Origin of the sequence: Pseudoalteromonas sp. 3J6 (assembly GCF_903995135.1) — a bacterium.
GTDB lineage: Bacteria > Pseudomonadota > Gammaproteobacteria > Enterobacterales > Alteromonadaceae > Pseudoalteromonas.
The window spans coordinates 3,271,120-3,290,455 of record NZ_LR877185.1; the positions used below are offsets into that span (position 1 = coordinate 3,271,120).

General features: G+C 41.1%; 21 protein-coding genes. 15 read left to right on the plus strand and 6 right to left on the minus strand.

The genetic code is table 11. The annotated features are described in order from the left end of the window. Nucleotides 1-6: 6 nt before the first annotated feature. On the minus strand, nt 7-144 hold the full coding sequence (locus P3J6_RS14930; protein WP_198523436.1) for a hypothetical protein: 138 nt from the start codon (nt 142-144) through the stop codon (nt 7-9). Between the two features lie 25 nt (nt 145-169). After that, nucleotides 170-1,180, minus strand: coding sequence for an RDD family protein (locus P3J6_RS14935; RefSeq protein WP_198523437.1), 1,011 nt, complete (start codon nt 1,178-1,180; stop codon nt 170-172). Between the two features lie 186 nt (nt 1,181-1,366). Here P3J6_RS14935 and P3J6_RS14940 point away from each other — a divergent pair, with 186 nt between their 5' ends. Then, on the plus strand, nt 1,367-1,891 hold the full coding sequence (locus tag P3J6_RS14940; RefSeq protein ID WP_198523438.1) for a CIA30 family protein: 525 nt from the start codon (nt 1,367-1,369) through the stop codon (nt 1,889-1,891). Nucleotides 1,892-1,913: 22 nt separating this feature from the next. Here the strand turns inward: P3J6_RS14940 and P3J6_RS14945 are convergent, their stop codons facing one another. From P3J6_RS14945 to P3J6_RS14960, 4 genes are all read right to left on the minus strand, one after another. After that, entirely contained in the window at nt 1,914-2,426 is a 513-nt protein-coding gene (locus P3J6_RS14945) for a hypothetical protein (RefSeq protein ID WP_178956306.1), read from the minus strand. A 139-nt stretch (nt 2,427-2,565) separates the two neighbouring features. After that, entirely contained in the window at nt 2,566-3,042 is a 477-nt protein-coding gene (locus tag P3J6_RS14950; protein WP_010388321.1) for an FKBP-type peptidyl-prolyl cis-trans isomerase, read from the minus strand. Continuing rightward, a complete protein-coding gene (locus P3J6_RS14955; RefSeq protein ID WP_198523439.1) occupies nt 3,039-5,468 on the minus strand; it encodes a Lon protease family protein in 2,430 nt (809 codons plus the stop codon). Before P3J6_RS14955 ends, P3J6_RS14950 begins: the two co-directional genes overlap by 4 nt. A gap of 76 nt (nt 5,469-5,544) precedes the next feature. Further along, entirely contained in the window at nt 5,545-6,003 is a 459-nt protein-coding gene (locus P3J6_RS14960) for a zinc ribbon-containing protein (RefSeq protein WP_109874371.1), read from the minus strand. A 185-nt stretch (nt 6,004-6,188) separates the two neighbouring features. Here P3J6_RS14960 and leuS point away from each other — a divergent pair, with 185 nt between their 5' ends. The 14 genes from leuS (at nt 6,189) to P3J6_RS15030 (ending at nt 19,310) form a co-directional block, all read left to right on the plus strand. Beyond that, the gene (leuS, locus tag P3J6_RS14965) at nt 6,189-8,777 is read left to right on the plus strand and encodes a leucine--tRNA ligase (protein WP_198523440.1); all 2,589 of its coding nucleotides are present in this window, start codon (nt 6,189-6,191) and stop codon (nt 8,775-8,777) included. Nucleotide 8,778: 1 nt separating this feature from the next. Next, nucleotides 8,779-9,270, plus strand: coding sequence for an LPS-assembly lipoprotein LptE (locus P3J6_RS14970; RefSeq protein ID WP_010388311.1), 492 nt, complete (start codon nt 8,779-8,781; stop codon nt 9,268-9,270). Beyond that, nucleotides 9,270-10,310, plus strand: coding sequence for a DNA polymerase III subunit delta (holA, locus tag P3J6_RS14975; protein ID WP_198523441.1), 1,041 nt, complete (start codon nt 9,270-9,272; stop codon nt 10,308-10,310). Before P3J6_RS14970 ends, holA begins: the two co-directional genes overlap by 1 nt. A 12-nt stretch (nt 10,311-10,322) precedes the next feature. After that, complete coding sequence (gene nadD, locus P3J6_RS14980; RefSeq protein ID WP_198523442.1) at nt 10,323-10,952, plus strand: nicotinate-nucleotide adenylyltransferase; 630 nt, start codon at nt 10,323-10,325, stop codon at nt 10,950-10,952. A 62-nt stretch (nt 10,953-11,014) separates the two neighbouring features. Further along, nucleotides 11,015-11,332 (plus strand): ribosome silencing factor, encoded by a 318-nt coding sequence (gene rsfS, locus P3J6_RS14985; RefSeq protein ID WP_010388304.1) that lies wholly within the window; start codon nt 11,015-11,017, stop codon nt 11,330-11,332. 37 nt (nt 11,333-11,369) lie between these two features. After that, complete coding sequence (rlmH, locus tag P3J6_RS14990) at nt 11,370-11,840, plus strand: 23S rRNA (pseudouridine(1915)-N(3))-methyltransferase RlmH (protein WP_138604989.1); 471 nt, start codon at nt 11,370-11,372, stop codon at nt 11,838-11,840. Between the two features lie 9 nt (nt 11,841-11,849). Beyond that, a complete protein-coding gene (gene mrdA / locus P3J6_RS14995; protein ID WP_198523443.1) occupies nt 11,850-13,730 on the plus strand; it encodes a penicillin-binding protein 2 in 1,881 nt (626 codons plus the stop codon). Further along, nucleotides 13,727-14,833: a rod shape-determining protein RodA gene (gene rodA, locus P3J6_RS15000; RefSeq protein WP_178956313.1), complete on the plus strand. Its 1,107-nt coding sequence runs from the start codon at nt 13,727-13,729 to the stop codon at nt 14,831-14,833. Before mrdA ends, rodA begins: the two co-directional genes overlap by 4 nt. Next, a complete protein-coding gene (locus P3J6_RS15005) occupies nt 14,833-15,594 on the plus strand; it encodes a septal ring lytic transglycosylase RlpA family protein (protein WP_198523444.1) in 762 nt (253 codons plus the stop codon). The genes rodA and P3J6_RS15005 overlap by 1 nt, the downstream gene beginning before the upstream one ends. Nucleotides 15,595-15,648: 54 nt before the next feature. Continuing rightward, the gene (locus P3J6_RS15010; RefSeq protein WP_198523445.1) at nt 15,649-16,809 is read left to right on the plus strand and encodes a serine hydrolase; all 1,161 of its coding nucleotides are present in this window, start codon (nt 15,649-15,651) and stop codon (nt 16,807-16,809) included. Nucleotides 16,810-17,018: 209 nt separating this feature from the next. Next, a complete protein-coding gene (gene ybeD / locus P3J6_RS15015) occupies nt 17,019-17,297 on the plus strand; it encodes a DUF493 family protein YbeD (RefSeq protein ID WP_008109437.1) in 279 nt (92 codons plus the stop codon). A gap of 19 nt (nt 17,298-17,316) precedes the next feature. Then, nucleotides 17,317-17,970, plus strand: a complete 654-nt coding sequence (lipB, locus tag P3J6_RS15020) for a lipoyl(octanoyl) transferase LipB (protein ID WP_198523446.1) — start codon at nt 17,317-17,319, stop codon at nt 17,968-17,970. Beyond that, a complete protein-coding gene (gene lipA / locus P3J6_RS15025; RefSeq protein WP_008109434.1) occupies nt 17,967-18,932 on the plus strand; it encodes a lipoyl synthase in 966 nt (321 codons plus the stop codon). Before lipB ends, lipA begins: the two co-directional genes overlap by 4 nt. A 138-nt stretch (nt 18,933-19,070) precedes the next feature. Then, complete coding sequence (locus P3J6_RS15030; RefSeq protein ID WP_198523447.1) at nt 19,071-19,310, plus strand: RNA recognition motif domain-containing protein; 240 nt, start codon at nt 19,071-19,073, stop codon at nt 19,308-19,310. Nucleotides 19,311-19,336: the final 26 nt, after the last annotated feature.

Below are 19,336 nucleotides of genomic sequence, written 5' to 3' on the forward strand. Positions count from 1 at the left end.
TTATTTTCAAAAAATGCTGAAGCTGCGTTGCTCACCTAAAACAACAGACTTAAGCTGATGCGCTTTTGCTAACACAATATTTTCTGAAGCATACGCAACCGTAATAAAATACAGATTAATAAATACAATCAATAAAACTTTCATAACCATCCTTGTAATAAGAGCAAAGTTAACTTTTTACAGCCTCTTCCACTGTTTGCACATTGACAGCTTGATTCACATTCCCTTGAATAACCACAGTGGCTGATATTTTATCTTGAATGGCTTGCCTGTTTGGGTCCCAGTACACTTGTAAAAAGCCTAACAAGCCGGTTGCAAAACCTGCGCCGTAACCACCGTAGCGGCCAAAACAATCAAGTAAACCCAGCGGTTCACCATTTAATCCAACCACTCGAGTATTACAGAGCTTTTTACCAGGGGTTTGACCGCGCCATAATAAAGAAAACAGTGTGAAGTACACAGCCGCCCAGCCAAAACCCAAACCTAAATCTTGAATGATCCCTTTACCCCACTGCAAAATACTGTGTGTGGTTGTTTGTACAGGTTTATCTTCTATTAACTGCGCAAGCTTTAATCCGTTATTTTCACCTAGCACTAATAATTGTAAAAATGCTTTAGCAAGTTGTGGGTTTTGTAGGTCGTCCATTTCGGCTAATTTGGGTACTTGCCCTATCAAGTTATCAAGTGCATTTTGTTGACAAGATTGCTCACAGCTTTCGTCGGCTGTTTGCACTAAGTAAGCATTTACCTGCTTTTTTTCTGTGGAATTAAGCTCAATGTCATCTTGTATTTTTAAGCCTTGAACAGTTAAGCCTTGATCAGGGTCAGCGCCTTCTAAGTAATCTATGCCAATTGAAAGCACAGCAAGAGCACTTACAAATAAAATACTTGCTGCTACTATTTTTAATATTCTTCGCCACACATTCGACATTTTAGGAAGGTATTGCTGCGCCGTTCCTTTGTAAAACGCCATAGCAGCAACGAATGCAATAATTGTCGCACTGATCTTTGCAGCTAAGAATATTAATGCTACATCGATAATCATAGCTAATGCTCGCCGAGTCGGCGAAGCCAAAGGCAAGCCAAGTAAAGCATTATCAACCTTAAAGGCATAAGGCGTGATCACTTCTCGGGTTTCGGCTTTAGATAACGCTAATTGTTCTAATTCTTGTGCTTTCATTATTATACTTGTTATTAAAATAGGTAACGCGGTTAAATTACGCGCTTTTTAATTTTTGCTCAAGCGAATAAAATGGATAACGAGAGTTAATATTAAAGATAGCCGCTAGGTGTAGATTAATTCTTAAAAGAGTGAACAATTAATCTACTGTATCGTGTTAAATATAAAAGCTACTAGGAATTACTCATGACCACCAAACAACTCTCATCACTTTTTGTGTTTAACTTACTGTTTGCCACTACCGAGGCAAACGCCAATGCTCGCTGGTATGTGGTTAATGATTCGGTGATGGGTGGCATTTCTAATAGTCAGGTTTTACAAGATGACGGCAATTTAGTGTTTACAGGCAACGTATCGCTTGCAAACAATGGAGGGTTTGCTTCTATCCGAACGCTATTAGATGTAAAAAACCAAAACATTACTAAAATAGTGCTGCGTGTTAAGGGCGATGGTCAAACCTACCAATTACGTTTAAGAACTAATGAGTACATGGATGGGGCGGCTTATACACGTTCGTTCAGTACCACGAAAAGTGAGTGGCTTAATATTGAGTTTTTACCTGAAGATTTTCAGCTTACTTATCGCGGCCGTTTACTTGAACAACAGCCTACAATTAGCTTCAAAGAGATAAAGCAGCTTGGCTTTATGATTGCTGGTAAGCAGGCGGGGGAATTTAGGCTTGAAATAGGAAAAATTGAGTTTAAAAACTAACTTCTCTGCGTACATTACAAGGTTAAACAGTGAAGTCGTCGCCTCGCCTTTTCATTTCGTTGATTACTAGCTCAATAATTTGTTGTTTTATTGCTGCCTGCTGAGACTTCACCTCACTAAGTTGCAGCTGCAATCTATTTATCTCTTCTTGTTGTTGCTCGGTTTTATATTTTTTAGCCCCGATATGCTCAGTATCCATAGTTAAGCGACTCTCGCCTTCAGCTGGCCCATATTGGCTATTATCTATGGTTAAACTACGTTGTACCGTGCTCTGCTTAAGCTTATTTACTTGCTCTTGCAATGCAACCACTTGCTGGGTGAAATATTTATATGCCTTTTCTAAATTTTGATATTGCTCAGCAAATGTTGCGTTATCTTCGCTGTATTTTTGAACCTTTGCATCTAAAAACTCTGATAAAACATAGTCAGGTTGTTCTTGTGATTCGTCATCTTTAGGTTGCGGCTCTGTTTCTACTAAAGCCTGATTGTTATAATTAGATGCTTGATATTGAATTGAGGCGGTTGAAATCTTCATTATTTTATCCCTAAAATAAATTTGTCACTATTTTAGGTATCGACTGATATTTTAAATACTTGAATAGAATTGGCTAATGAGGCAAATAAAAAGCCCTACTTGATTAAGGTAAGGCTTAAAGTGTTTTTTTTCTTTAAAATTACGACTCAATAGCCAGTAATTCCACTTCAAAAATAAGCAATGATGCAGGAGGAATACTCCCTACTCGCTTTTCACCATAGGCGAGCTGATGCGGTATATAAAACTGAAATTTATCGCCCGGGCTCATCAGTTGTAGGCCTTCTGTCCAACCTTTTATAACTTGGTGCAAACCAAAGCTAATCGGAGTTTTGCGCTCCACTGAGCTGTCAAATACAGTGCCGTCGATTAAAGTGCCATGATAATGCACTTTAACCATACTCGTTGGGCTAGGTGTATTTTCACTCTGTCCTTTATGGATTATTTTATATTGCAAGCCAGATGCGGTTTCATGTACGCCTTCAGTTTTTACATTGGCAATTAAATAATCACTTTCAATCTGTGCGTTTGCGATTGCTTGCTGCTTGGCTTTTTTACTGTTTTTAAAAATTAAAACGCAAAAAATAGCGATAACAATCAGTAAAATTATATTGATCATAACTCCCCTTTTTCATCTTCTGAGTCGTGGTCTTTTTCGTCGCTGTTATCACCATTAACAATATCGGCAATGTCTTTTAATCGCGCTAATGCGATGCCATTAACCGAATCTTCTGGGTAGTGTTCATCAACCATATCACCCGCTTCGATATCCATTAATAAGTTTAGTGCTTGATCAACGGTTTCCACAGCATAAATATTAAACTTACCTAACTCAACGGCATTGAGTATTTCGTCATCAAGCACCAAATTAACTTGATTCGATTTAGGAATAATAACCCCTTGCTCACCCGTTAAGCCGCGTATTTTACATAGCTTAAAGAAGCCTTCTATTTTCTCATTTACACCACCAATGGCCTGCACATCACCATGTTGGTTAATTGAACCGGTTAGAGCAATAGACTGACTGATAGGTAAGCTCGTAATGGCCGAAATTAGCGCACAAAGTTCAGCAAGAGAGGCGCTATCACCATCTATGTAGCCATAACTTTGTTCAATAGCGATATTCGCACTGAGTGTTAAGCTAAAGTGTTGCGCGTATTTGTTACCTAAATACCCGGTAAGCAACATTACCCCTTTTGAGTGAATTGCTTTACCCAACTCAGCTTCGCGTTCCACATCAATTACGCCGTCAGCGCCGGCATAAACGGTAGCAGTAATACGTGCAGGTGTGCCAAATGAGGTGTCACCAATGTGCAGTACTGTCAAACCATTTACTTTACCTACGGCTTGGCCTTCAGTAGCTATTAAAGTATGCCCTTCCTTTATATCGCTGAGCATGTTTTCGCTAATTTGCCCCGTACGGTACTGCTTGCCTTGTATGGCTTCGTCAATATGGCGTGCATCAATCACCGTAAGCTTGTCTTGCTTAGCGTAAAAACTAGCCTCAGCCACAAGCTCTAACACATCAGCAAAACGTGCTGATAACTTATTATGGTGCTCTGCTTGGCGATAACTAAATTTAAGTAATCGCACCATTGCGGCTTCGTTTAACGTGCACTTTAATATTTGCTCGCAGTAATCACTGACTTTAGTAATAAACTGATACTGCAGCTTATCGCTACTTGGTAAGTAATAATCAAAATCGGCAAGTACTCTAAATAACTCAGCAAATTCCTCGTCGTATTCACCGATGGTGTAATAAAGTTCACGTGAGCCGAGTAAAATAATTTTCACATCAAGCGGTATTAACTGCGGTCGAAGCGTAAAGCTACTACCAACGACACTGTCTTGATAAGGTAAGTCATTTTTAATTTGATGGGTTTTTAGCGACAGCTTTAGCCCATCCCACACTTGGGGTTGAGCCATTACTTTTTCAGCATCCATAATTAAATAGCCGCCATTCGCGCGGTGCAATGCACCTGGCTGAATTGATCGATAGCTGGTAATTAACGACCCTTGCGATGTGGCGTATTCAATTTTGCCAAAAATATTACCAAAAGTTGGGTTTGGCTCGTAAACAACCGGTGCTGCATCGCCTTCTTTGTATTCAACTAAAATATTAGGTGCAAAAAAGTCGGTAAGCATACCTTTACGGTCAAAGTCTTCTTTGTTTTCTTCGCTTTCACCTTCATCATCAAGCCATTCAAGCACGGCATCAATAATTTCTACACGTATATCTTTTAAATAACGCAGCACACCAATATGGCTGGCGTATTTATGTTCTAAATCTTTTAATAACGGTTTAGTGGCTTGCTCAGCGGTAGACTTTTTAAGATTGCGAAGCTTTTCTTTAGATTCACGTTTCCAGCGCGGTAACTCAATAAGCGCTTCAATGAGGGCATCTTCTAATTTTTCTATACGCTCAAAAAACATTTCGCGTAAATCATCTTCCAAATCAGAAAATTCATTATCGGTAAGTTGCTTGCCATCAATCAGCGGGGCAAAGCCGACTACGCCTTTTTCTTCGATTAATGCCACACTTTGCTCAAGCGCGGCTATTTCTACTGCGGTAATGGCGCCGTCGTAAGCATCGTTAAACTCACGGTCTATCGATTTTTTCTTGCGCTGATAAGCTGGGTTATCAAATGCAGCAGGAAAGGTGTCGAGTACTTCATCAATAAATGAGTCAATGTCATCGGCTAATTGTTTGCTTTGCCCTGCATGCATAAATAACGCAATAGGCTCACGGTGATCGTCGTAGTTATTAACATACAGCCATTCATGCGGTGTTGTGCGCTCTTTAGCGTGTTGTTTTAATTTGTCTTTTACTAAGGTAAAACGCCCGTGTGCCGCCTCTCCCATTACGTAAACATTATAACCGGGTAGGTCCATTCCTAAAGAGAAGTCCAATGCACTTTGCGCACGTTGTTGGCCTATAAAGGTAAGTTGCTCAGGGTATGGATTGCTCATGCAAGTGTTTACATGGCTCGAAGAAATACTCGGTGCAAGATTTGATACGGGTAGTGGCAGCAGTTTTTTCGTCATTCTAACTTCTTTTTTTACCAGCTTAATTGCTAGATTTGGGCATATTGAGTGGCCTACAGCCACTCAATACTTATATTCAGGGTTGTAAAGCCTGGCGGCTAAAATAGATGCCATCACACTGCGTGCAAGGAATAATTTGCGTTGCATGGTAAACATCATAACTATGGTTGCAATTCTTACATACTAATGTGCCCATGGCTATCCATTCACCTGCGTGATAAACACCATTATGCTTAAAATCTTCACTTAATGACTGCCATTCAAGCTGTGTTTTGTCTTCAATGTGAGAAAGCTCAAACCACAATGACTCTTTAAGCTCCTGCCATGCAAGCGAATTATAGTAGCTATTATTTTCTTGTAGGTGAGAAATGTCACGCATTAAGTAATTACGATAAAGCTGGTATTTTTCTTCACCTAAATCTTTAAGTGCCTGCTCAGATTCAATAAATCGCTTTACTGCGGCTTTAACTTCATGCTCTTTCACATCTTTTAACCAATCGGTTAATCCACTAAGCCATGTTCTGTAATCTGCCATTTTATACTCCTTGAAAACGTCTACTGATTTACTCTATACCATAGATAAGTATAGGTTAACCTGTACTGAAAACTAATTTACTCGCAAATTTACAAAAAGCGCCGCTTTGACGCTGTGAATAGCGCTTTATTTGGGGTATCCTATCGACAATTTTTTATTAGTATGCAAGAAGTTTGGAAACGTAAATGCAAGAGCAATATAACCCACAAGACATAGAGTCAAAAGTCCAACGCTACTGGGAAGAAAACCAAGTATTTAAAGCCACAGAAGATGAGAGCAAAGAAAAATACTATTGCCTCTCAATGTTTCCCTACCCTAGTGGTCGACTGCATATGGGTCATGTGCGTAACTATACCATTGGTGACGTGGTTTCTCGCTTCCAGCGCTTGCAAGGCAAAAACGTAATGCAACCTATGGGTTGGGATGCGTTTGGTTTACCTGCAGAAAACGCGGCTATTAAAAATAAAACAGCCCCTGCAAAGTGGACTTACGAAAATATTGACTACATGCGTAACCAACTTAAGCAATTAGGTTTTGGCTACGATTGGGATCGCGAAATTGCAACCTGCCACCCAGAATATTACAAATGGGAACAATGGTTTTTCACTAAGCTTTACGAAAAAGGCCTAGTGTACAAAAAAATGTCAACGGTTAACTGGGATCCGGTCGATCAAACTGTACTAGCTAACGAGCAAGTAATTGACGGCCGCGGTTGGCGTTCAGGTGCGGTAGTGGAACAAAAAGAAATTCCACAGTGGTTTATTAAAATTACCGACTACGCACAAGAGCTATTAGACGATTTAGACAAATTAGAAGACTGGCCTGAACAAGTTAAAACCATGCAGCGCAACTGGATTGGTCGTTCTGAAGGCTTAGACATAGAATTTACGCGTACCGATAACAACGAAAAATTTAGCGTATACACTACACGCCCAGATACATTTATGGGCGTAACATACCTAGCCGTTGCTGGTGGCCACCCTATTGCACAAGAAGCGGCTAAAAATAGCGACGCGATTGCAATGTTTGTTGAAGAATGCAAAAACACCAAAGTTGCTGAAGCAGACATGGCAACCATGGAGAAAAAAGGTATTGCAACAGGCTTTTACGCCACTCACCCATTAACGGGCGAGCAGCTACCAATTTGGGTTGCTAACTTTGTATTAATGCATTACGGCTCAGGTGCGGTAATGGCAGTACCTGCGCACGACCAACGTGACTTTGAATTTGCAACAGCCTACGGCCTAGATATTAAACAAGTTATTGCGCCAGTTGAAGGCTCTGAGCTTGAAGTAAACCTAGCTCAAGAAGCATTCACCGAAAAAGGGGTATTAGTAAACTCAGGTGAATTTGATGGCCTTGATTTTGAAAACGCCTTTAACGCTGTTGCCGACAAGCTAGAAGCATTAGGTGTGGGAGAGCGTAAAGTAAACTTCCGTCTACGCGATTGGGGTGTAAGCCGTCAGCGTTACTGGGGTTCGCCAATTCCAATGCTGAGTGATGAGAATGGTAATGAGCTTGCTGCCACTGAAGATATGCTACCAGTGCGTTTACCAGAAGATGTGGTAATGAATGGCGTTACCTCACCAATTAAAGCGGACCCAGAATGGGCTAAAACAACTGTAAATGGTGTACCAGCCACTCATGAAACTGATACTTTTGACACCTTTATGGAGTCATCATGGTATTACGCTCGCTACTGTAGCCCGCGCCATGACCAGGGTATGTTAGATCCAGCAGCCGCTAACTACTGGTTACCAGTAAACCAATACATTGGTGGTATTGAGCACGCAATTTTACACTTATTGTACTCGCGCTTTTTCCATAAATTACTACGTGACTTTGGTTTAGTAAATTCAGACGAGCCATTCGACCGCTTACTTTGTCAAGGTATGGTACTTGCCGAAACATTTTATCGTAAAGATGAAAAAGGCGGCGATGTATGGATTTCGCCAAGTGATGTAAATACCGAAACCGACGACAAAGGCCGTGTAACCAAGGCATGGCACGTCGATGATGGTGAACCTGTGTTCTCATCTGGCATGAGCAAAATGTCTAAGTCGAAAAATAACGGCATAGACCCACAAGAAGTAATTGCTCAATACGGTGCAGATACCGTGCGTTTATTTATGATGTTTACTGCACCACCGGAGCAAACGCTTGAATGGTCAGATTCAGGGGTTGAAGGCGCACACCGTTTCTTAAAACGTGTATGGAAATACGCGGTAGATGTTAAAACGGTTGGCTTCCAAGCACTTGATAAATCGTCGCTTACTAACCCACAAAAAGTACTTCGCCGTGAGCTACATAAAGCCATTGCAAAAGTGAGCGATGATGTTGAACGTCGTCAAACATTCAACACTGCGATTGCCGCAATCATGGAGCTGTCTAATAAGTTATTAAAAGCGCCATTAAACGACACTCAAGATGTTGCCATTGCTAACGAGGCATTAGAAGCATTACTTATTATGCTAGCACCAATAACACCGCATTTATCGCATCAGTTATGGCAAGAGCTAGGTAAAGAAGGTGATATTTTAGATGCCGCATGGCCAAAAGTTGACGAATCTGCCCTAGTTGAAGATGAAAAATTAATCATCGTACAAGTAAACGGTAAATTACGTGCAAAACTAACGGTTGCAGCTGATGCAACGCAAGAGCAAGTAGAAGCACTCGCGTTTGCAGAATCTAACGTCACTAAATTTACTGATGGTGCAACAATCCGCAAAGTAATTTATGTACCAGGTAAATTGCTTAACGTGGTAGCTAACTAATATGGCTACTTTAAATGCCATTAAAAACGGACTAGCCTTAGTGCTAGTCTGTTTTTTGTTATCGAGCTGTGGCTTTCACCTTAAAAAAGCATCAAGCCTACCCAATGATTTAAAACAGCTAACCTTGGTGGGTGATGATCAAAAATCAGCATTGTTTAGCTATTTGCAAACAGAACTTGCTATGAGCGATGTCACTTTAGTCCCTGCGAGTAAACAGTCTGCGCAACTTTATTTATTTAAAGAGCAGCTAGAGCGCCAAACCTTGTCGTTGTTTCAAAACGGACAAGTAGCTGAATATGAACTGGCATACAGTGTGAGTTATGTTGTAAAACGCCCAAAACAAGAAGCCATTGAAAAACGTTTTGAGCTTTACCGTAATTACCAAGATGATCCTGACAACGCACTAGCTAAAGCAAAAGAGCTTGAACTGCTGATCAGCGAAATTCGCCAGCAAGCGAGTCGTCGAATTGTTAGAGAGTTGTCGCAACTATAATGCGTTGTTATGCAAATCAGCTGCCTAGCGAATTAAAAAAGGGGTTAAAACCTTTTTATTTGGTTTTTGGTGAAGAGCCTTTTCAAGAAGCGCAATGTGTACAGCTCATACGCGATAGCGCAAAAGCGCAAGGTTTTAATGAAGTAATTAAATTCACTTTAGCCCAAGGCTTTGATTGGCAAGAAATCATTGCGCAATACCAAAGTATGTCGTTATTTAGTGCGCGTACGATTATTGAGCTTGATTTGAACCAGCAAAAACCTGGTACACCCGGCGCAAACACCTTTAAAAAGGTCGTTGAGCTCGAAAACCCTGACACCATTTTAATTGTTAAAGGCGCCAAAGCAAGCCAAGATGTGCAACGCGGTGCGTGGTTTAAAGCACTCGATAAGCAAGGGTTATTTGTACCCTGCTATCCGCTTAGTGGTAATCACTTAAAACGTTGGCTTGATGAACAATGCCAACGCTTGTCACTTAATTTACAAAACGAGGCTAAGCTCAGTTTAATTAATGCCACTGAAGGCAATTTACTGGCTTGTTTCCAAGAGCTTGAAAAGCTGTCACTAATACATGGTGACGCTCTCATTACCCAACAACTGGTAATGCAAGGGCTACTAAACCAATCTAAATTCGATATTTTTGATTTAAGTGATGCCCTGTTAAACGGCCATACTACACAAGCAATAAAAGTATTAAATAAGCTTGCCAGTGATAACACTGAAGTAGTGAGTATTTTATGGGCCATCAATAAAGATTTAAATACCTTAATCAGTGTACAACAAGGGTTATTGCAAGGTGAGTCATTAGCGACCCTGTTTAAACAAAAAGCGATTTGGAAAAATCAGCAAGCGCCGGTACAAACAGCGATAAACAGACTAAATATTCACACCCTTGAAAGTATTAGCAGTGAACTGGCATTATTTGATGCAAGCTACAAACAAGGTGTATTGATTGCACCCTATCAAGCATTAGCACATATTTGTATTAAATTTTGCCAACCGCTCGATATTCCACTGCCGTGTCATACTAACCGTCAGTAAAGGAAAAATACCATGATTGCAATTTTTGGTGGCACTTTTGACCCCATTCATTTGGGACACCTTAATATGGCGCAGCAATGCGTTGCGACCTTTAAATTACACTCACTCTATTTTATGCCCTGTGCAATACCCGCACACAAAGCGGCACCGGGGATCAGCACCGAGCATCGTATTGCAATGCTTAAAACCGCAATTAAACCATATTCGCAGTTTAAGCTTGATTTACGAGAACTAAAACGCAGCGGCCCGTCGTATTCTTTATTAAGCTTGCAAGAACTAAGAGCAGAAAATCCCGATACCCCGATTCTATTTTTGATTGGAATGGACTCATTCAACAACCTTGATAAATGGTATCAATGGCAAACAATAACTCGTCTATGCCATATAGTGGTGTATCAACGCCCAGGTCAAAACTGTGATGTACAAGGTGAACTTAAAAACTACAAACAGCAGGCTATGAGCAACGATATTTCACTACTGAACGAAAAAAATGGCGGACACCTTTACTTTTTAGAAGGTAAGCAACTGGATGCTGCATCCAGCACTATCCGTCAAACGCTTAAAAAAAGTATTAAAAAGAGTGAACTATTACCCGACACCGTGAGTCACTATATTGAGCAGCACCAGCTTTATCAAGAGTGATTGGTATAAACCCCTCGGCGTGTTAAAATAACCGCTATTAAATTTTAAATTGAGACAAAACCTTGGATTCGAAACAACTACTCGCTTTTGCACTAGACAAAATTGACGATATGAAAGCACGTGATGTGATTCAACTTGACGTAACTGGCACTTCAGACGTAACCGATTACATGATTGTATGTTCAGGCACATCAAGACGTCATGTATTGTCAATTGCTGATAACTTAGCAAAAGAAGCTCGTCACGCTGGTGAAGAGCCATTAGGCTACGAAGGTCAAAGCGATGGCGAATGGGCATTAGTTGATTTAGGTGATGTGATTGTTCACGTTATGCAAGATCAAGCACGTAGCTATTACGATCTAGAAAAGCTTTGGGGCTAATAGCTCCCTATTTTAGACAACGCTTGGAAGTAACGTCGTGAAAATACAAATGATTGCTGTTGGTACAAAAATGCCAGCATGGGTAGAAACAGGTTTTGCAGAATATCAGCGCCGCTTTCCCAAAGATATGGCACTGGAACTAATCGAAATACCTGCAGGTAAACGTGGCAAAAACGCAGATATAAAGCGTATTTTACACATCGAAGGTGAAAAAACCTTAGCCGCCATACCCAAAGGCAATCGTATTGTCACACTAGAAGTAACTGGTAAACCACTGGATACTCACCAGCTAGCAAAGAACATGGAAAAGTGGCAACTTGACGGCCGCGATGTCAGTTTACTGATTGGCGGTCCAGAAGGCTTAGCTCCCGAGTGTATTGCAGCCTCTGAGCAAAAGTGGTCGTTGTCTAATTTAACGCTCCCGCATCCTTTAGTACGCATTATTGTTGCTGAAAGCCTTTACAGAGGCTGGAGCTTAAATAACAACCACCCTTATCATCGCGAGTAGTTTCTTGCCATGCTAAAACGAAGACCCACTATTCGCGACCACTCAGCAGAAGCTAATTTATTTGCTCGGCGTGCATTTGTGGGTTTTATATTTATATTAGCCCTAGTAGCCATATTATTGTCTAACTTGTACACCATTCAAGTTGACGATCACCAAGATTATCAAACCCGCTCTAACGACAATCGTATAAAAGTAATTCCTATTGCACCTAATCGAGGTTTAATTTACGACCGAAACGGTGTTTTACTAGCTGAAAATAAGCCCGTTTATAACCTTGAAGTGATCCCCGAAGAAGTTGACGATTTAATAGCCTCTGTAAAATCCGTCAGTAAAATTATTGAAATCACCGAGCAACAACAAGCAGATTTCCTTGATGATATAAAGCATACTCGCCGCTTTAAAAGCCAAGTTCTTAAAGCTCGCTTGAACGAAAACGAAGTAGCGATGTTTTCAGTAAACCAACATAAATTCCCAGGGTTTAGTATTGAAGCGCGTTTAGCGAGATACTACCCTTTTGGCGACACCTTAACTCATGCCTTAGGCTATGTTGCAAAGCTCAATAGAAAAGAGTTAAACAAGCTTGAACAACAAGGTGAAGCCACCAACTACAGAGCTACTCATGATATTGGCAAGCTAGGTATCGAAAAGTATTACGAGCCGTTACTACATGGCCAAGTTGGCTCACAGCGAGTTGAAGTAAATAACCGTGGCCGTATTATTCGCACCTTAAACATGGAACCACCGCAGCCGGGGGATGATTTAGTACTTACTCTCGACATTGGTTTACAACAAATAGCCCAACATGCACTTAAAGATATGCGCGGCGCTATTGTGGTAATGGATGCAAAAGATGGCGGCGTTCTAGCGCTTTATTCAAACCCAAGTTATGACCCAAATTTATTTGTGCACGGTATTAGCAGCAAAGACTACAAAGCCCTACTTAATCCAGATCTCCCGCTTATAAACCGTACCACTCAAGGACGCTATGCACCAGCATCGACTATTAAGCCGCACATGGCTATTTTGGCATTAGAAGAAAATATAGTGCAAGAAACCACCACCATGTGGGATCCCGGTTTTTTTCAAATACCAAACGTAAAGCATAAATGGCGCGATTGGCGACGTTGGGGCCATGGCCATGTTGATGTTTACAAAGCCATAGAAGAGTCATGCGATACTTATTTTTATGATGCAGCGTACCGTATGGGGATCACTAAAATAAGTAACTTTATGGCGCGTTTTGGCTTTGGTGAACTTTCAGGTATTGATATACATGAAGAAGCAACCGCTATTTTACCCTCAAAAGAGTGGAAAGAAGATCGTTTTAAAGAGTCATGGTGGCGTGGCGATACTATTTCTGTCGGGATTGGCCAAGGTTATTGGACTGCCACCCCGATTCAAATAGCTAATGCCACTAATATTTTAGTTAACAGAGGGATAAATCACCCTCCTCATTTAGTGCAAGTAGCTAAAAAAGAAGACCAAATTACCCAGCTCAATAATGAAGAAAAGCCACCTGTTGTTCTTAATAACGAGGATAACTGGCGAATTGCTATTGATGCCATGCATAACACGGTTAAAAAGACTACCGGTACAGCACATCGCGCGTTTAAAGGGGCTACGTACGACCCAGCAGGTAAAACCGGTACCGCCCAAGTGGTCAGTATTGCTCAAGGCGAGCGCTATGACGCCGATGCACTTAAAGAGCGCCAGCGTGATAACGCCATTTACGTCGGTTTTGCCCCATACGATAACCCTCAAATCGTTGTCTCTATTGTGGTAGAAAATACTGGGGGCGGCAGCTCAGTAGGTGCCCCAATTGCGCGCCAATTAATGGATTACTATTTTGCTGCTAACCCCATTCAATCATCAGGGAGTAAAGTTCCATGACGGCTTTACATGATAAGCGTTCTATTTGGCTGCGCTTGCATATTGATTTGCCGCTTTTTATTGCTTTATTACTAATGATGGCAGGCAGCATCACAATTGTTTACAGTGCCTCTGGCCAAGACTCTGCAATGATGATGCGCCACGGTACCCGTATGGCTGGTGCTATTATTGGTATGTTTGTGTTAGCACAAATCCCTCCAGCAACTTTAAAACGCTTAGTCATCCCTATGTATTGCTTAGGACTACTCATGCTGGTTGGAGTACTCCTATTTGGTGTGAGCTCCAAAGGTGCGCAACGCTGGTTAGATTTAGGCATCACCCGCTTTCAACCCTCAGAGCTGATGAAATTAGCGGTTCCTATGATGGTGGCTTGGTATATTGGCCGTAATCATTTACCCCCTCGAGCGCTGCATTTAGTGATTGGTTTTGCCATTGTTATGCTACCTACTCTACTTATAAAAGAACAGCCTGATTTGGGCACCTCAATTTTGATTGCCAGTTCAGGTGTATTTGTGTTGTTTTTATCTGGCTTGAGTTGGCGTTTAATTGGCTTCTTAAGCTCTGTTGTTGCCTTAGCGGCATGGCCTTTTTGGCACTATGGTATGCACGATTATCAAAAGCAAAGAGTACTGACCTTTTTAGATCCAGAGAGCGATCCGCTTGGTTCTGGCTATCATATAATCCAATCAAAAATAGCGATTGGTTCAGGCGGTATAGAAGGCAAAGGCTGGTTGCAAGGCACACAATCACAACTAGAATTTTTACCTGAAAGACATACTGATTTTATTTTTTCAGTACTGAGTGAGGAATTTGGCCTGTTCGGTGTGTGTGTTTTACTGAGCCTATACCTATTCATTATTGGTCGCGGACTTTATATTGCCGTTAATGCCCAAGATGCCTTTGGCAAGTTACTCGCGGGCTCACTCATTCTGACATTTTTCGTTTATATTTTTGTAAACATTGGTATGGTCTCGGGTTTATTACCTGTTGTAGGTGTTCCCTTACCATTAATTAGTTATGGCGGCACCTCAATGGTGACCTTGATGGCTGCATTTGGCATTATTATGTCGATTGCCACAGATAAAAGGATGCTCTTAAAATAATGCGCCTTTATAAACAACTTATAATTATTACACTCGTTAGCCTCTTTTTAAGTGCATGTAGCAGTTCAAATAGCCGTTACAGCATGCGCCATGATGCAGCGCCTCTTCGAGCACCAACTGAATTAGAAATGCAAGATGCTATTGTCACTAAAGTTATAAAAAGCGCGAGCACCACACGCCCTTACGAAGTATTAGGCAAAAGTTATACCCCTATGCTCGATGAAACGGGTTATTCAGAAACGGGAATTGCTTCATGGTATGGCCGAAAGTTTCATGGTTATCATACCTCTAACGGCGAAGTTTACGATATGTTTGCTATGACGGCAGCCCATAAAACCTTACCATTACCGAGTTTTGTGCGCGTAACAAATACAGCCAATGGCCAATCTGTTATAGTACGGGTTAATGATCGTGGGCCCTTTCATGATGATAGAATCATTGATCTTTCCTATGCTGCTGCCTATAAACTTGGCTACCATAAATACGGTACAGCAAAGGTTAAGCTTGAAGCGATTACCCTCGCAGATACCCGTGCACGAAAAACCTATGTTCAAGTAGCAGCCGGCAGTACCTTAGCCAACATAGAAGCATTGGCACACACACTACGAGAGCAGTATAAATTACCAACAAATATCGTCGAAAAAGACGCTATTTATAGATTGCACTTAGGGCCGATAAAAGATGCCCAACACGCGCAACAAGTATTAGAAACATTAAAACAAAATCAATTTCAGAACGCGTTCTTGCTTTACACTCAGTAAGCCCTTTAGAATAGGGAGAATGCATATTTTTAACTTTAACCATTAATGAGTATGATGAAATCTATTAAACATAAAATTCTTACTGGTGTTTGCGGCTTAGTCTGTTCTGCCGCCGTCTTTTCAGCCACTGCACAAATTATTCCAGCCCCTCCTCAAGTTAATGCTAAAGGTTACTTTTTGGTGGACTTCACCACAGGTAAAGTGATTGTAGAAGGTGAAGCTGATACAAAACTTGCTCCTGCTAGCTTAACTAAAATGATGACTAGTTATGTAATTGGTACAGAAATAAATGCGGGTAATATCGCACCCACCGATATGGTAACTATCAGTGAAAAAGCGTGGGCAAAAAACTTTCCTGAATCATCTAAAATGTTCATTGAAGTGGGTAAGCAAGTAAGTGTAGATGAACTTAATCACGGTATTATTGTGCAATCAGGTAATGATGCCTGTGTTGCCATGGCTGAGCATATTGCAGGCAGCGAAAGTGCCTTTGCAGATTTAATGAATGCCCATGCTGAAAAGATAGGCATGACAAATACTCACTTTATTAATAGTCACGGTCTTGATACAGACGAGCACTACACAACGCCACGCGATATGGCCACACTTGGTGCAGCCTTAATCAGAGACGTGCCGGACGAATATGCACTATATAAAGAAAAGTCATTTACATACAATGGTATAAAGCAATATAACCGTAACTCGTTGTTATGGGATGAAAGCTTAGATGTAGATGGTATTAAAACAGGCCATACATCTGATGCGGGTTACAGCTTAGTAACCTCGGCAACGAAAAACGACATGCGTTTAATTGCGGTAGTTATGGGTACTTCAAGTGAGCGTGCGCGTAAAGTTGAAAGTAAAAAACTGCTTAACTACGGTTTCCGCTTTTTTGAAACAATTACGCCTTACAAAGCTGGCGATAGTTTTGCAGAGCAACGCATCTGGATGGGTAATAAAGAGAATGTCTCTTTAGGTATTTTAGAAGACACCCCTATTACAATCCCTCGTGGCCAACATAAAAACCTGAAAGCAAACTTTGAGCTTGACGATACGCTTGAAGCACCTTTAGCTAAAGGCACTAAAGTAGGCACGCTGTTTTTACAACTTGAAGGCGAAGATATTGCACAATATCCGCTAGTTACACTTGAAGAAATACAAGAAGGTAGCTTCTTCAGCAAAATATATGACTACTTACGCTTACAAATAATGTAAGCACGAGTAAAGTAATATGAACGCCTCTTCTGTGAGGCGTTTTTTTTTGCTTGAAAAGTGCTAGAATGCGCCCCATATATACCAATCGTATTGAATGACTGTCGTTGGCTTAGGTCAAAAGTAACATCATTTCAAGATTGTCATTAGCCTGTCAGTTTTAAGCTTAACGTATTCGTTGAGCCAACACTTTTGTTTGAGGAGTTCCCGTCGTGGTTGAACCTGTTAAAAACACTAAATTTGATGAGTACCTAGAGTACCCTTGCCCGTTTACATTTAAAATTATGGGTTTAGCAAACGTAAACTTAACTGATCAAATTTTAGAAAAGTTACAACCTATCGCCCCGGGTGATTATGCGCCAAAAGTAAAACCGAGCAGTAAAGGTAACTATGAGTCAGTCACTTTAGTAGCCACAGTAACAAGCGGCAAACACATTGAAGAAATTTACAACGTGATCAGCAATATCGATGACGTGCGCCATATGCTTTAAGCTATAGTTGAGATTTGCTGTGAACGAAAACACCCTAATCGTACGCCAACTAGGTCGTCAGCGTTACATGCCGATTTGGCAAAAAATGCAAGACTTTACCGACACCCGTGATGAAAATACGCCAGATGAAATTTGGTTAGTAGAGCATGAAAGTGTATTTACCCAAGGCCAAGCCGGTAAAGATGAGCACTTACTCGCCCCAGGTGACATTGAAGTGATTAAAGTTGACCGCGGTGGGCAGGTGACTTACCACGGCCCTGGTCAGCAAATGATGTATGTATTATTTAATTTACGTCGTTTAAAAATTGGGGTGCGAGAGCTAGTTACTTGGCTTGAAGAGTGCATCATTGAGTCCCTTGCAGAGTTCGCCATAGATGCATACGCGAAAGCGGATGCTCCTGGTGTTTACGTTAACGACAGTAAAATTGCTTCTTTAGGTTTACGAGTTCGTCGTGGCTGCTCATTTCATGGCTTGGCATTAAATGTTAATATGGATCTAAGTCCATTTTTACGCATCAACCCATGTGGTTATGCGGGCATGAATATGGTGCAAACTAAAGAACTAAATGGCCCTCAAAACCTTGAAGCTGCAGGTGAAGGGCTGGTAAAACACATGATCAAGAAGCTTAATGCAACACAGGTTAAGCATACTGAAGGGTTTGAAAACGAATGAATAAACCAGTCAAAATGGAACCAGGTGTAAAACTACGCGACGCAGAAAAAATGGCGTTGATCCCCGTTAAAGTTTTACCAACAGAAAAAACCGAAATGCTCCGTAAGCCAGAGTGGCTTAAAATTCGCTTACCTAAGTCAACCGAGCGAATTGACGGCATAAAACAAGCAATGCGTAAGCATGGCCTTCACTCTGTATGTGAAGAAGCTTCGTGTCCTAACTTATCAGAGTGTTTTAACCACGGTACAGCGACCTTTATGATTTTAGGGGCTATTTGTACACGTCGTTGTCCATTTTGTGACGTTGCACATGGTCGCCCATTAAAACCTGATGCCGCTGAGCCTGAAAAGCTGGCACTGACCATTAAAGACATGAAGTTAAGCTATGTGGTTATTACTTCTGTAGACCGTGATGATTTACGTGACGGTGGTGCTCAGCACTTTGCCGATTGTATCCGCGAAATTCGTAAGCATAACCCAGAAATTACCATTGAGATTTTAGTGCCCGATTTTCGTGGCCGTATGGACAGAGCGTTAGAAATTTTAATTGAAACGCCGCCAGATGTATTTAATCACAACCTAGAAACGGCGCCACGTTTATACAAACTTGCGCGCCCAGGTGCTGACTATAAATGGTCTCTTGAATTATTACGTCGCTTTAAAGAAGCCCATCCTGAGGTTAAAACAAAATCAGGCTTAATGGTTGGCCTTGGTGAAGAAATTAGCGAAATCGAGGAAGTACTTCGCGATTTACGTGCTCATAACGTTGATATGCTTACTGTAGGGCAATACCTACAACCGTCTAAGCATCACTTACCCGTTAAGCGTTACGTGCCACCAGCTGAATTTGACGCATTAAAAGAATATGCTGATGAAATTGGCTTTACACACGCCGCTTCAGGCCCGTTTGTACGTTCAAGCTATCATGCAGATCAACAAGCAGCGGGTAAAGAAGTAAAGTAATCTCTCGCAATGTATAAAAAACCGCCATTAGGCGGTTTTTTGTTTTTTAATAGTTATTTTTACTGTTTATAAAATAACGTTAGGTTAAAGCAAGGTTACTTGAGATAATTATGCTTGAACCCATTATTTAGGTTATATATGAAATTATTAGTTCGTAACTTATCACGTGCCACTACTGAGCATGAACTTCGTACGTTATTTACGGCTCACGGTAAAGTGACCACCTGTAACTTGGTACTCGATAAAGAAACAGGCCAATCTAAAGGCTTTGCATTTGTAGAAATGCCTAATGACATTGAAGTTAAAGGCGCAATTAAAGCGCTTAATCAAACCACAGTAGACAAAAGCAAAATCCGTGTAAAACTAGCGGATACTTAATAAGTAAAAAATTGAGATGTTGGAAG

Bases quoted from the DNA above. Each gene is read 5' to 3' on its own strand.
- P3J6_RS14945 (WP_178956306.1), bottom strand. From the start codon at position 2,426: ATGAAGATTTCAACCGCCTCAATTCAATATCAAGCATCTAATTATAAC.
- holA (WP_198523441.1), top strand. From the start codon at position 9,270: ATGCGTTGTTATGCAAATCAGCTGCCTAGCGAATTAAAAAAGGGGTTA.
- P3J6_RS14940 (WP_198523438.1), top strand. From the start codon at position 1,367: ATGACCACCAAACAACTCTCATCACTTTTTGTGTTTAACTTACTGTTT.
- P3J6_RS14930 (WP_198523436.1), bottom strand. From the start codon at position 144: ATGAAAGTTTTATTGATTGTATTTATTAATCTGTATTTTATTACGGTT.
- rodA (WP_178956313.1), top strand. From the start codon at position 13,727: ATGACGGCTTTACATGATAAGCGTTCTATTTGGCTGCGCTTGCATATT.
- P3J6_RS15030 (WP_198523447.1), top strand. From the start codon at position 19,071: ATGAAATTATTAGTTCGTAACTTATCACGTGCCACTACTGAGCATGAA.
- P3J6_RS14960 (WP_109874371.1), bottom strand. From the start codon at position 6,003: ATGGCAGATTACAGAACATGGCTTAGTGGATTAACCGATTGGTTAAAA.
- P3J6_RS14950 (WP_010388321.1), bottom strand. From the start codon at position 3,042: ATGATCAATATAATTTTACTGATTGTTATCGCTATTTTTTGCGTTTTA.
- leuS (WP_198523440.1), top strand. From the start codon at position 6,189: ATGCAAGAGCAATATAACCCACAAGACATAGAGTCAAAAGTCCAACGC.
- lipA (WP_008109434.1), top strand. From the start codon at position 17,967: ATGAATAAACCAGTCAAAATGGAACCAGGTGTAAAACTACGCGACGCA.
- nadD (WP_198523442.1), top strand. From the start codon at position 10,323: ATGATTGCAATTTTTGGTGGCACTTTTGACCCCATTCATTTGGGACAC.
- P3J6_RS14935 (WP_198523437.1), bottom strand. From the start codon at position 1,180: ATGAAAGCACAAGAATTAGAACAATTAGCGTTATCTAAAGCCGAAACC.
- P3J6_RS14970 (WP_010388311.1), top strand. From the start codon at position 8,779: ATGGCTACTTTAAATGCCATTAAAAACGGACTAGCCTTAGTGCTAGTC.
- P3J6_RS15010 (WP_198523445.1), top strand. From the start codon at position 15,649: ATGAAATCTATTAAACATAAAATTCTTACTGGTGTTTGCGGCTTAGTC.
- P3J6_RS14955 (WP_198523439.1), bottom strand. From the start codon at position 5,468: ATGACGAAAAAACTGCTGCCACTACCCGTATCAAATCTTGCACCGAGT.
- mrdA (WP_198523443.1), top strand. From the start codon at position 11,850: ATGCTAAAACGAAGACCCACTATTCGCGACCACTCAGCAGAAGCTAAT.
- P3J6_RS15005 (WP_198523444.1), top strand. From the start codon at position 14,833: ATGCGCCTTTATAAACAACTTATAATTATTACACTCGTTAGCCTCTTT.